Raw genomic sequence first — 11,956 nt, 5'->3', positions numbered from 1 at the left:
TGATCACCGACCGCAAGGACCTGCAGGCCCAGCTCTCCGCCACCGCGGAGCTCACCGGCGAGAGCGTCGAGAAGGCCGGCAACACCGCCCAGCTCAAGAAGCTGCTGGCGCGGGACGGCCCGGGCCTGGTGTTCGGCACGGTTCAGAAATACCGGGACCCGAACACCCGCGATCCCGACCCCGAAGATGATCAGAACGAGGCGGACAACGATACGCCCACCGCCGGGCTGGACAGCGGACGCCGCGATGCCGCGGAACCTGGCGCTTATTCCAGGGGCGGGATGCCGAAGAAACCTACCCTGAGCGAGCCCTTCGAGGTACTCAATACCAGCGAGGACATCCTGATCCTGGTGGACGAAGCCCACCGCACCCAGGCCGGCGACCTGCACGCCAACATGATGCGGGCCCTGCCCAATGCCGCGCGCATCGGCTTCACCGGCACGCCCATCATCATGGGCGACAAGAAACGCACCCACGATATCTTCGGCGAGTATATCGACCGCTACACCATCAAGGAGGCGGAACAGGACGGCGCCACGGTGCCGATCCTCTACGAGGGGCGCACCGCCAAGGGAGCGATCAAGGATGGCGCCAGTCTCGACGGCCTGTTCGAGGACCTGTTCCGCGATCACAGCAAGGAGGAGCTGGAGGCGATCAAGAAGAAGTACGCCACCAAGGGGCAGATCTTCGAGGCGCCGCAGCTGATCCAGGAGAAGGCCCAGGACATCCTGCGCCACTATGTCACCCATATCCTTCCCAACGGCGTCAAGGCCCAGCTGGTGGCCTATAGCCGCCGCGCCGCCCTGCGCTACTTCGAGGCCCTTGAGCAGGCCAAGGCCGAGCTGCTGGAGGAGGCCATGGCGCTCTCCCCCGAGGACAAGGCCCTGGACGACACTCAGCTGCTGATCCGACCGCTGCGGGTCAAGGCGGCCATCCAGGCCTGGCGCTATCGCCAGGTGCTGCGCCAGCTCGAATTCGCCGTGGTGTTCAGCAGCAGCAACAATGACGACTCGGCCTGGGCCAGGTGGAGCGACCGCGCCGCCGTGGAGGCCCACATCAAGCGTTTCAAGAAGCCGCTGCCGCCGTTGGGTGGGGAAACACCCCTGACCTTGCAACAACAGGACCCCACCAAACACGACACGCTGGCCTTCCTGATCGTCAAGAGCATGCTGCTCACCGGCTTCGACGCCCCCATCGAGGGGGTGATGTACCTGGACCGCTCATTGCGCGAGGCAGAGCTGCTGCAGGCCATCGCCCGGGTCAACCGCACCGGACACGGCAAGACCCACGGCATCGTGGTGGACTACTTCGGAGTGGCCAACCACCTCAAGGAGGCCCTGGCCGCTTACAGTGAGGAGGACATCGATGGCGCCCTGCAGAGCCTCAAGGACGAGATACCGCTGCTGCGTGACCGCCACCTGCGGGTGATCGACGTGCTGCGCGGCCAGGGCGTCGATGACCTGGACGACGCCGAGGAGGCGGTGCAGGCCTTGGCGGACGAGCGCCTGCGCGCCGAGTTCATGGTCAAGCTCAAGGAGTTCAATCGCGGCCTGGACGACGTGCTGCCGCGGCCGGAGGGCCTCGAGTTCGTTAACGACGCCAAGCGGCTCGCCTATATCCACGCCTTGGCGCGCAACCGCTACAAGGACACCCCGGAGCTCGGCCGCGACATCGGCAACAAGGTGCGCAAGCTGATCGACGACTATGTGATCTCGCTCGGCATCGACCCGCGCATTCCACCGGTGCAGCTCACCGACGCCGAGTTCGATGCGCATATCGGCCGCCAGGTGGGCGACCGTGCCATGGCCTCGGAAATGGAGCACGCCGTGCGCTCCCACGTGCGCAAGCACCTGGACGAGGATCCGGTAAAGTTCGGCCGCCTCAGCGAACGCCTGGAGGAGCTGCTCCAGCAACTCGACGGCCAGTGGGCCGACCAGGTGGAGGCGCTGAAGACGTTGATCCAGCAACTGCGCGAGGGGGCCACGGTGGACGGCGAGGCGATCCCCGAGATGCCCGCCCACGCCGAGCCCTTCTGGCGCGAGCTGGTCGCCAGCGCCGGCCTGGAAGTGGAGCAGATGGACGCCGCCACCGCCCAGACGCTGCTCGACACCACCGAGGAGGTGGTGGCCATGATCCAGCAGGAGATCGTCATACCCGACTTCTGGAAGCCATCACATATCCCGGACCAGGAGCGCCTCAAGCAGCACCTGTTCAGCCAGCTGATGATGGGCAACCTGGTGCCGATGGATCAGGCCGAGGCCACCGCCGAGCGGCTCTTCGACCTGGCGCGCAGCAACCACGCCAGGCTGATTAACGCATGAATGTGCAGGTGACCCCATGATGCAACTCGCCGTGGACGACCTCACCTTCGAGGTGCGCGAGAGCACCCGCCGCAAGACGCTGGAAATCACCGTGGACCGCGAGGGTGAGCTTGTCATCGCCGCGCCCACCGGCACCGCCGAGCAGCTCCTACGCGAGTTCGTCCTCGAGAAGCGGATGTGGATCTACCAGAAGCTGGCGCAGAAAGCCGAGAGCCGCCGTCGGCTGCCGCACAAGGAGTACGTCAACGGCGAGGGATTCCTCTACCTGGGGCGCAGCTACCGGCTGAAGCGCGTGCCCAGCGATGCCCAGGATGCTCCGCTCAAGCTCGTCGCCGGGCGCTTTCAGCTGCGGGAGGACGCGCTGCCCGACGCCCGGGAGCACTTCGTTCGCTGGTACAGCACCCGCGCCGCGGACTGGCTCACCGCTAGGGTGAAGGAGCAGGCCCGGCGAATGGGCGTTGAGCCCGCCGGCGTGAAGGTCCAGGACCTCGGCTATCGCTGGGGCTCGTGTGGCAAGGGCAACCGGGTCTACTTTCACTGGAAGACCATCCTGCTGCCGCGTCAGATCGCCGAGTACGTGGTCGTCCACGAACTGGTCCACCTGCACGAAACCCACCACACACCGGCCTTCTGGCGCCGCCTGGAGCGGGCCATGCCGGACTACGAGCAGCGCAAGAGCTGGCTCGCCCGGCATGGGATCGAGGTGGAGGGGGTGTAGCCGCACGCCGAGACCCCGCCCCTCGCGTACCTGGTGGCACTCTATGGTTCAGGGATCGACCCGAGCCAAGGACGGCTTGGACCTCTCGCTGGGCCTAGCGGTTTAAGGCGGGCAAGCTGGCTGGCGGGTTAACGAAAAAACCAGCCGCTTACGGCTGGTTTTTAGGATGTTATGGCGGAGGGGGAGGGATTCGAACCCTCGAAGCCTTTCGACTTACACACTTTCCAGGCGTGCTCCTTCGACCACTCGGACACCCCTCCGCATTGTTATCCCTTCGAGAAGGTCGCTGCCTTTCCCTTGAGGACGGCGCGTATGCTATCGCCTCAAGTGCGCGATTGCAAGCCGGTTTCCGCTCAACGGTCTTAGCTCAACTACCGCCAAGCACAGCGTAGTCTCCTCGCGCTTCGAGACAGAGGCTCTCGCCACACCACAGGCGCTGTACCAGAACAATGCGCCCGCGGCCCTTCTGGGCCAGCTGCTCGGCGAGGCGCTCTGGCCCGTTCTCTGCCTCCGGCTCGCACTCGAGACGGTAATGGTTAGTGACCGGCGCCAGGAAGCGTTGGCTAGCCTCGGCGACCACGACATTCCGAGCCAGGCTATGGCGGCGCAGCCAGAGGGTCGTCCAGCACCAGCCCATCAGAGTGGTCTGAGCGGTGAGCGCCCCGCCGAAGCCGGTGCCCTTGTCATTGAGGTTGGCGGTAAGGTCCAGCGTCCAGATGAGGCGTTCGCCATCGCGGGTCATCTCGCGAATCCCTAGATGCTCGACCATAGGGATCGCCTCGCCCAGCCAGGCCAGAAAGCGCACCGGATCATCTTCCTGGCCTGGGGCGGTAAGCGGGAGCCGCGGGTAGGACTTGCCGATCTCGCGCATACTCATCTCCCGATCAGCGCCAGTGTTCGACGAAAGCGTCGATATCGTGCTCGGCAAGGCGCTTATGACGCCCGCCCAGCTGGCCCAGGTAGATGAAGGCAACCACCTCGTCTTCGTCCTCCAGGCCCAGGCCCTTGCGGACGGTGGGATCGAAGGCGTACTTGCCACTGCGCCACATGGCACCGAGACCCAGCGCGTGGGCCGCCAGCAGAATGCCGTGAGCGGCACAACCGGCGGAGATCACCTGCTCGATCTTCGGCACCTTGGCGATATCCGGGGTGACCCTCGCGATCACCGCAATGATCATGGGCGCGCGCAGCGGCTTCTTACGCGCTGCGTCCAGCGCCGCGTCGCCCGCGTGGGGATCTTCGCGATACTCCGCCTCGGCGAACAGCTCGCCTAGGCGGGAGAGGCCGTCACCGGAGAACTCAACAAAACGCCAGGGGCGCAGCTCCTTGTGGTCCGGCGCCCGCAGGGCTGCCCGGTAGATTGCCTCGAGCTGCTCGGGGGTCGGCGGCGGCCCCATCAGCTTGCCCATGGAGCTGCGTTCATGCAGCAACGTCAACGCGTCCATTGAGTGCCTCCCTTGGCGGCGTTCAAACGAGAAGTCTTCTCGGTACTTTACCAGTCGGCCGCCCTACTGTCGTGCCAGCCTCTATTGTCTCAACAAGCGAAGTGGCCGCGGCGGCTTCTCGCCCGGGGTAGCTCGCCAGGGGCTGATATCCAGCCCGCCGCGGCGCACGTAGCGCGCCAGCACCAGCAGCCGCTCGGGCCGACAATGGGCCATCAGGTCGACGAAGATGCGCTCCACGCAGTGCTCGTGGAAGTCTTGGTGCTGGCGGTAGCCAATCAGGTAGCGAAGGAGCCCCTCGCGGTCGATCCGCGGCCCCCGGTAGCGGATCAACACACTGCCCCAGTCGGGCTGGCCGGTGACCGGACAGTTGGACTTGAGCAGGTGGGAATACAGTGCCTCCTCGACGATCTCCTCCCCCACCGCCAGATGCTCGGCGCTGGGGGTATAGTCGCTGACCGCGATATCCAGCCCGTCAAGGCACGCACCGGGCAGGCGGCGGGGCATCAGCGTATCGTCGTCCACATCGAACAGTTCGACGGACACCTTGGCACCGGCGGCCCGGGACAGGTCGGTCATCAGGGAATCGACGACCCCCTCGCGGCTCTCGAAGCGGGTCTGGTTGAAGCCGTTGAGATAGAGCTTCCAGGATTTTGACTCGATCAGGCTGGGCGAGTCTGCCGGCAGCCGAAAACGCGCTACGGCCACCACCGGCTTGCCGCGGGCGTTGAGCCAGCTGACCTCGAACGCATGCCATTCATCCTCGCCGACGAAGGGCAAGGCGCCCTCTTCGATGCCCAGCGGCGCGCGGTTGACGGCTCGAGGAATGGAGTACAGCAGCGAGGCGTCGTAGCGCTCAGGGTAGGCGGACTCGCGCCCCAGCGGGGCATCCGTCAGGGTGTCGGGACGGTGATGGCTCATGAGCGGATCCCCTTGCCATGCTCGAGCATCCACAGGGCAACGCTGAACAGCACGGCGATAAAGGTGATGATGGCGGCCAGGGCCCATCCCACCGGGATATCAGAGACGCCCAGGAAGCCATAGCGGAAGACGTTGACCATGTAGAGGATGGGGTTGAGCATTGACACACCCTGCCAGAAAGACGGCAGCAGCGAGATCGAGTAGAAGACTCCACCCAGGTAGGTCAGCGGCGTGAGAATAAAGGTCGGCACTATAGAGATGTCGTCGAACTTCTTTCCCAGCAGGGCGTTGATGAAGCCACCGATGGAGAATAGCGCCGAGGTCAGGACCACCACGCCGATGGTCAGTAACGGGTGCGCCACGCTGACGCGAGTGAAGAACAGCGAGACCACGGTCACGATCAGGCCGACCCCAAGGCCGCGGGCCATACCGCCCAGCACGAAGCCGAGCAGGATCACCCAGTTGGGCATGGGCGAGACCATCATCTCCTCAATGGAGCGCTGGAACTTGTTGGAGAAGAAGGATGATGCCACGTTTGAATAGCTGTTGGTGATCACGGCCATCATGATCAGCCCGGGGACAATGAAGTCCATGTAGCTGAAGCCGTCCATCTCACCGATGCGCGAGCCAATCAGGTTGCCAAAGATGATGAAGTACATGGTCATGGTGATGGAGGGTGGCAGCAGGGTCTGCGGCCAGATCCGCGTAAAGCGCTTGATCTCCTTGAGCACCAGGGTCCAGAGAGCGATGGCGGTCTGGGTCGGGTTCATGGGCGGGCCTCCGCATCGGCAGCGGCCTTGTCCAGGGCGTCGTTGCCCTGCTTCACCATGGTCACGAACATCTCCTCGAGACGGTTGGCGCGGTTGCGCATGGAGATGACCTCAATACCCTGCTCGCCCAGCGCGGAGAAGATGTCATTCAGCCGCTGGCCGCGATGCACCACCACTGCCAGCTGAGCGGCATCGACCCGGCTGACCTCGAAGCCCTCGACCTTCGGGGGGGCATCCACCGAATGGGCCAGATCGAACAAGAAGGTCTCGGTATTCAGCTCGGCGAGCAGCTCGCGTACGCCGGTGTTCCGGATGATTTCGCCGTGGTTGATGATCGCCACGTTGCGGCAGAGGCTCTCGGCCTCCTCGAGGTAGTGGGTGGTGAGGATAATGGTGGTGCCCTCATCCCGGTTGATGCGGCGCATGTACTCCCACATGCTGCGACGCAGTTCAATATCCACGCCGGCGGTGGGCTCGTCGAGGATCAGCAGCCTGGGCCGATGCATCAGCGCCCGGGCGATCATCAGCCGTCGCTTCATGCCTCCGGACAGCATGCGCGCGCTGCCATTGCGCTTGTCCCACAGGCCGAGATCGCGCAGCAGCTCCTCGGCGCGGGGTAGCGCCTCGCGTCGAGGCATGCCGTAGTAGCCGGCCTGGGCCAACACGATGTCGATGACCTTTTCGAACTGGTTGAAGTTGAACTCCTGAGGCACGACGCCCAGGTGGTACTTGGCGCGGGCGAAGTCGGTATCGATATCGATCCCGAAGATAGAGACCTTGCCGGCGCTTTTCTGCACCAGCGAGCAGACCACACCCAGGGTAGTGGACTTGCCTGCGCCGTTGGGACCCAGCATGGCGAAGAAGTCGCCCTCGGCGACATCGAGGTCGATGCCCTTGAGGGCCTCGAAGCCATTTCCGTAGACCTTGGTGAGGCCACGGATGGACAAAGCCGGTTCAGCCATTGGCAATCCTTGATCGGTTCTAGGTTCTAGGTTCTATTTCTAGGTTCTATGGCGGGAATGCCGCAAAGGCATAAGGTTATTGGGACGGCGCCGCACGACTTCAAGGCACAGACGATCTGGGCCCGAGGATCAACCACGCAAAAAGGCCTGCGCTCTGGCAGACATCATGGAAATTGGGGGGAAAATAGGCGCTGAAGGCGTATCGACATATGGAGCGGGAAAGGAGATTCGACCGGGCTGGCGCTCCAGATCCTGACCCGAGCCTTGGCTCGATACCGCTTCTTACGTTCTGGAGCGGGAAAGGAGATTCGAACTCCCGACCCTCGCCTTGGCAAGGCGATGCTCTACCGCTGAGCTATTCCCGCTTGTCGGATACCGCTGATGCGAGAGAAGTGGCGTCCCATAGGGGGTTCGAACCCCTGTTACCGCCGTGAAAGGGCGGTGTCCTGGACCACTAGACGAATGGGACACATGGAGCGGGAAAGGAGATTCGAACTCCCGACCCTCGCCTTGGCAAGGCGATGCTCTACCGCTGAGCTATTCCCGCATATCTCGCACTACTGCTTATTGCTACCGGAAAGTGGCGTCCCATAGGGGGTTCGAACCCCTGTTACCGCCGTGAAAGGGCGGTGTCCTGGACCACTAGACGAATGGGACACATGGAGCGGGAAAGGAGTTTCGACCGGGCTGGCGTTCCATCGGACTGGCGCTCCAGCTACTGACCCGAGCCTTGGCTCAATACCGCTTCTTTCATTTTGGAGCGGGAAAGGAGATTCGAACTCCCGACCCTCGCCTTGGCAAGGCGATGCTCTACCGCTGAGCTATTCCCGCACTCCGGCACCTTGATGAGTCGAGTGGCGTCCCATAGGGGGTTCGAACCCCTGTTACCGCCGTGAAAGGGCGGTGTCCTGGACCACTAGACGAATGGGACACGTTATCTCGGCTCGTCGAGGTGGCGCGTATGTTACTGAGCGCCCTTGCGGGTGTCAAGCACCTCATGCAGCTTGCCTTGCCCCCTCGATGCCTTCCACATCAGAGAGTTGACACGTGAAGCATCCAAGGCTAACTTACGCGCCGCTGGCTACGTAGCTCAGCTGGTTAGAGCACATCACTCATAATGATGGGGTCCCCTGTTCGAATCAGGGCGTAGCCACCAAAACACGAAAACCCGGCGCCAGCGGCGCCGGGTTTTTTTGTATTCTCCGCCCACGCGCTCGCTCAGACCAGCTCAGCGCGGTTGCAGAAGGCAGTTAGCACTCGGATCAGGTACTCAACGTCGTGGGCGCCTGCGGTCTCGCGGATGGAATGCATGGCCCACTGGGGAGCCCCTACGTCCAGCGTCGGCACGCCGAGCTCTGTGGCGGTGATCGGCCCAATGGTGCTACCGCAACCCATGTCGGCTCGGGTCACGAAGGTCTGCACAGGCACCTCGGCCTCGCGACACAGGTCGCGGAACATCGCAGCAGTGGCACTGTTAGTGGCGTAACGCTGACTGGCGTTGACCTTGATCACCGGCCCACCGTTGAGCGCCGGCCCGTGGGCGGCATCGTGCTTGTCGGTGAAGTTGGGGTGCAGCGCATGAGCGTTGTCGCAGGAGATCATCCGCGATGCCTGGATCAAGCGAATAAACTCGCCCTCACCGCCCCTGCCGAGCTGATCGCTGACGCGCTGCAGCACGTTCCGGAGGAAGGGTCCCTGGGCGCCACAGGCGCTGGCACTACCCACCTCTTCATGATCGTTGGCCACGAGCACGGCACCCTGCCTGCCATCCGCGGCGAGCAACGCCTCAAGCCCGGTGAAACAGGAAAGCAGGTTGTCGAGGCGAGCGCTGGCGATTAGCTCACCCGCCACGCCGATCCGAGCCGGGGGCTGCATGTCGTGGAAGCCAAGCTCGAAGTCGAGCAGTTCTACCCCCTCCAGGCCGTGCTGTTCGGCGATCCAGGCCTTAAGCAGTCGCTCGAGGTCTGCGCTCTCGCCACCCTGCAGGAACACCGGCGCCATCTGGGTCTGTGCGTTGATCGGACGCCCCTGGTTGACGTCGCGGTCCAGGTGGATGGCCAGGCTCGGGATAATCGCCACCGGACGCTCAACGTTGAGTAGCAGACCCTCCAAACGCCCATCGGGATGGCGCACGTGAATCCGCCCTGCCATGCCAAGATCACGATCGTACCAGGGTGCCAGCAGCACGCCGCCGTAGGTCTCCACCCCCAGCTGCAGCCAGCCGGCGCTGGCCTGGGCCGCACTGGGCTTGAGGCGCAGGCCAGGACTGTCGGTATGCGCGCCGATCATACGCAGCGCATTCAGTTCACTCTCGGGAAGCTGCAAAGCGATGATTGAGGAGTCATTGCGTGTTACGTAGATCTTCTCGCCGGGCGCCAGCTGCCATGGCTCTCGCTCATCCAGACGGCGAAAACCCGCTGACTCGAGCCGAGCCGCCATGTTGGCCACGGCGTGCCAGGGCGTGGGCGAGCCACGCAGAAAGTCGAGCAGGCGCTCGATGAGATCGTCCTGGGACATGAATTCCTCTACTCATAGGTGTCGTGGGATGCTAACAGGTGTCATGAGATGACGGGGGAAGCTGCTACAATGTCGCGTTGGCCTACGCAACTCGTGGGCCAGAAAAGGGTCTAGGGAACTTGAGTGTACATCAAATCGGGAGTGCTTCATTGATGAGCCTGCTAGCCCAACTGGGACGTCCAGCCGCCGCCCTGGCCGGCCTGCTGCTGGTCGCCGGCGTCGCCCTGGCGCAGCCGCAGCCAACTGATGCCCAGCGCCAGGCGGCCGTGGAAGTCGCCGATTCGCTGCGCTACGGCCACTATGACGATATCCAGCTGGATGACGCCTGGTCAAACCAGGTCTTCGAGCGCTACCTGGATGTCCTCGACGGCCAGCGGGCCTTTCTGCTGGCGGACGATGTCGCCGACTTCCGCTACTTTCAAGGACGCATCGACGATGCGCTCTTCGACGGTGAACTGGAGGACATCTATGCCTTCTATCATCGCTATCACGAGCGGGCCGAGTCTCGCTTCGAATGGTTGTTGACCAGACTCGACGAAGGACTCGACTTCACTTACAAGAGCGACCTTCGTCTGGATATCGACCGCGATGAGGCCCCTTGGGCACAAACCAGCGAAGAGCTTGATGATCTCTGGTTCAAACGTCTCAAGAACGCAGCCTTGACCCTGGCCATCAGCGGACAAGAGCTCGAACAGGTGGAGACCAATCTTCGCCAGCGCTATGAAGGTCAGCTCAATCGGATACGCCAGACTAACGAGGAGGATATCTTCGGTCTGTTCATGGCGGCGGTCACCGGCAGCATCGACCCCCACAGCGGCTACCTCTCCCCGCGCCAGGGCGAATCCTTCGACATTCAGATGCGCCTCTCCCTGGAAGGCATCGGCGCCCTGCTGCAGTCCGACGGCGAGTACGTGAAGGTCGCCAGCCTGGTCCCCGGCGGGCCGGCGGAGAGGGCCGGAGCGCTGGAGCCTGCCGACCGAATCGTCGCGGTAGGCCAGGAAGAAGGCGAAATGGTGAACGTGGTGAGCATGCGCTTGGACAACGTGGTCGATCTGATCCGCGGCCCCAAAGGCTCCGTGGTTCGACTCGACGTGGTGCCGGCCCAGGCGGTAGACATGACCCGTTCGCGGATCGTCGAGATCACACGCGACACCGTCAACCTGGAGGACCAGGCGGCCCAAGGCAAGGTCATCGAGATCGAGCGCGACGATGGTGCGCATCGCATCGGCGTGATCGAGGTCCCCACTTTCTATGTGGACTTCGACGCCTGGCAGGCCGGTGAAGACGACTTTCGCAGCACGACCCGCGACGTGGCCCGTGAGATCGAACGACTCAAGACCGAGGACATCGAGGGTATCGTGCTCGACCTGCGCAACAATGGCGGCGGCGCCCTGCAGGAGGCCAACTCGCTGCTCGGGCTGTTCATCGATCGTGGTCCGACGGTCCAGGTGCGCGACGCACGAGGCCGCATCAGCCTTTACGGGGATACCGAAGCAGGAACTCACTACGACGGCCCCCTAGGTGTGCTGGTCAACCGGCTCTCTGCTTCCGCCTCGGAGATCTTTGCCGGGGCCATTCAGGACTACGGCCGCGGGCTGGTAATGGGCTCGCCAACCTTCGGCAAAGGCACGGTACAGACCCTCAATGAGCTGAGCCACGGCCAGATCAAGCTGACTCGCGCCAAGTTCTATCGCATCACAGGGGACAGCACTCAGCACCGCGGCGTGGAGCCGGACATCATTTTCCCAAGTCTGATTGATCCGGATCTTATCGGTGAGAGCAGCCTGGAAAACGCCCTGGACTGGGACACCGTCCGCTCGGTGCAGTACCGCCACTACGGCGAGCCATGGCGCTACCTAGAAACCATCAAAGATCTTCATCAAAGCCGCGCCGCGGAGCATCCAAACTTCCGCTACCTGACCCAGCAGGCGGAACTCAATCGTCGCCTGCGCGAGCAAACCACCAGCGTCAGCCTTAATCGCGAGCAGCGCCAGCGCGAGGTGGAGGCGCAGGAAGCCGAACAGCTTGCCCTGGAAAATCAGCGCCGCAGGGCCCTGGGTCTCGACCTGCTGGAAGAGTGGGTTGATGCCCGCACCGAAGAGAGTGACGACGAGCCTGTGGAACAGGTGCAGGTTCAGGAGGCGGCCCATATCCTGCTGGATTTCACCCTGCTCAGCAGTGACGACTATCGGCTGGCCAACCGTCACTGAGACCGCTCGTCCTTTCGCAGGTCATCACGCCGCCCCTAGGGGCGGCGTTCTTGTTGGATCGCCAGGCAGACGGGCACGCGAATAGCCAGACAGGC

General features: G+C 63.5%; 9 protein-coding genes and 8 tRNA genes. 4 read left to right on the top strand and 13 right to left on the bottom strand.

The window, feature by feature from the left end; genetic code table 11:
- Positions 1–2,321 (top strand): type I restriction enzyme subunit R domain-containing protein (locus ACFODV_RS13385; protein ID WP_379760232.1); only part of this gene is annotated, 2,321 nt, incomplete at its 5' end.
- Between the two features lie 16 nt (positions 2,322–2,337).
- Positions 2,338–3,039, top strand: a complete 702-nt coding sequence (locus ACFODV_RS13380) for a M48 family metallopeptidase (RefSeq protein ID WP_379760230.1) — start codon at positions 2,338–2,340, stop codon at positions 3,037–3,039.
- A gap of 172 nt (positions 3,040–3,211) precedes the next feature.
- On the opposite strand, the gene ACFODV_RS13375 is transcribed toward ACFODV_RS13380, so the two are convergent.
- From ACFODV_RS13375 to ACFODV_RS13320, 12 genes are all read right to left on the bottom strand, one after another.
- A tRNA-Ser gene (locus tag ACFODV_RS13375) sits at positions 3,212–3,299 on the bottom strand.
- A gap of 107 nt (positions 3,300–3,406) precedes the next feature.
- On the bottom strand, positions 3,407–3,910 hold the full coding sequence (locus ACFODV_RS13370) for a YiiD C-terminal domain-containing protein (RefSeq protein WP_379760228.1): 504 nt from the start codon (positions 3,908–3,910) through the stop codon (positions 3,407–3,409).
- 13 nt (positions 3,911–3,923) lie between these two features.
- A complete protein-coding gene (locus ACFODV_RS13365; RefSeq protein WP_379760226.1) occupies positions 3,924–4,484 on the bottom strand; it encodes a nitroreductase family protein in 561 nt (186 codons plus the stop codon).
- An 81-nt stretch (positions 4,485–4,565) separates the two neighbouring features.
- Entirely contained in the window at positions 4,566–5,402 is an 837-nt protein-coding gene (queF, locus tag ACFODV_RS13360) for an NADPH-dependent 7-cyano-7-deazaguanine reductase QueF (protein ID WP_379760224.1), read from the bottom strand.
- Positions 5,399–6,172 carry an ABC transporter permease gene (locus tag ACFODV_RS13355; protein WP_379760222.1) on the bottom strand — a complete coding sequence of 258 codons (774 nt, stop codon included), beginning with the start codon at positions 6,170–6,172 and terminating at the stop codon, positions 5,399–5,401. The genes queF and ACFODV_RS13355 overlap by 4 nt, the downstream gene beginning before the upstream one ends.
- On the bottom strand, positions 6,169–7,134 hold the full coding sequence (locus ACFODV_RS13350) for an ABC transporter ATP-binding protein (RefSeq protein WP_379760220.1): 966 nt from the start codon (positions 7,132–7,134) through the stop codon (positions 6,169–6,171). Before ACFODV_RS13350 ends, ACFODV_RS13355 begins: the two co-directional genes overlap by 4 nt.
- 290 nt (positions 7,135–7,424) lie before the next feature.
- Positions 7,425–7,499 (bottom strand) — tRNA-Gly (locus ACFODV_RS13345).
- Positions 7,500–7,527: 28 nt separating this feature from the next.
- Positions 7,528–7,603: transfer RNA gene (locus tag ACFODV_RS13340), tRNA-Glu, on the bottom strand.
- 3 nt (positions 7,604–7,606) lie between these two features.
- Positions 7,607–7,681, bottom strand: a tRNA-Gly gene (locus ACFODV_RS13335).
- Positions 7,682–7,715: 34 nt separating this feature from the next.
- Positions 7,716–7,791, bottom strand: a tRNA-Glu gene (locus ACFODV_RS13330).
- Between the two features lie 99 nt (positions 7,792–7,890).
- Positions 7,891–7,965, bottom strand: a tRNA-Gly gene (locus ACFODV_RS13325).
- A 24-nt stretch (positions 7,966–7,989) separates the two neighbouring features.
- Positions 7,990–8,065, bottom strand: a tRNA-Glu gene (locus ACFODV_RS13320).
- Positions 8,066–8,213: 148 nt separating this feature from the next.
- On the opposite strand from ACFODV_RS13320, the gene ACFODV_RS13315 reads away from it, so the two are divergent.
- Positions 8,214–8,290: transfer RNA gene (locus ACFODV_RS13315), tRNA-Met, on the top strand.
- A 62-nt stretch (positions 8,291–8,352) separates the two neighbouring features.
- On the opposite strand, the gene ACFODV_RS13310 is transcribed toward ACFODV_RS13315, so the two are convergent.
- On the bottom strand, positions 8,353–9,651 hold the full coding sequence (locus ACFODV_RS13310) for a M18 family aminopeptidase (RefSeq protein WP_379760218.1): 1,299 nt from the start codon (positions 9,649–9,651) through the stop codon (positions 8,353–8,355).
- 152 nt (positions 9,652–9,803) lie between these two features.
- Between ACFODV_RS13310 and ACFODV_RS13305 the strand changes: the two genes are divergently transcribed.
- A complete protein-coding gene (locus tag ACFODV_RS13305; RefSeq protein WP_379760216.1) occupies positions 9,804–11,861 on the top strand; it encodes a carboxy terminal-processing peptidase in 2,058 nt (685 codons plus the stop codon).
- Positions 11,862–11,956 lie beyond the last annotated feature (95 nt).

It is taken from the genome of Halomonas tibetensis (assembly GCF_042643535.1).
In the GTDB taxonomy this organism is placed as follows: Bacteria; Pseudomonadota; Gammaproteobacteria; order Pseudomonadales; family Halomonadaceae; genus Halomonas; species Halomonas tibetensis.
Note: the sequence above shows the minus strand (reverse complement) of the source record. Positions and strands in the feature narration are given on the sequence as shown.

Coding starts and splice junctions, on each gene's coding strand:
- ACFODV_RS13380 (WP_379760230.1), top strand. CDS start 2,338: ATGATGCAACTCGCCGTGGACGACCTCACCTTCGAGGTGCGCGAGAGC.
- ACFODV_RS13370 (WP_379760228.1), bottom strand. CDS start 3,910: ATGCGCGAGATCGGCAAGTCCTACCCGCGGCTCCCGCTTACCGCCCCA.
- ACFODV_RS13365 (WP_379760226.1), bottom strand. CDS start 4,484: ATGGACGCGTTGACGTTGCTGCATGAACGCAGCTCCATGGGCAAGCTG.
- queF (WP_379760224.1), bottom strand. CDS start 5,402: ATGAGCCATCACCGTCCCGACACCCTGACGGATGCCCCGCTGGGGCGC.
- ACFODV_RS13355 (WP_379760222.1), bottom strand. CDS start 6,172: ATGAACCCGACCCAGACCGCCATCGCTCTCTGGACCCTGGTGCTCAAG.
- ACFODV_RS13350 (WP_379760220.1), bottom strand. CDS start 7,134: ATGGCTGAACCGGCTTTGTCCATCCGTGGCCTCACCAAGGTCTACGGA.
- ACFODV_RS13310 (WP_379760218.1), bottom strand. CDS start 9,651: ATGTCCCAGGACGATCTCATCGAGCGCCTGCTCGACTTTCTGCGTGGC.
- ACFODV_RS13305 (WP_379760216.1), top strand. CDS start 9,804: ATGAGCCTGCTAGCCCAACTGGGACGTCCAGCCGCCGCCCTGGCCGGC.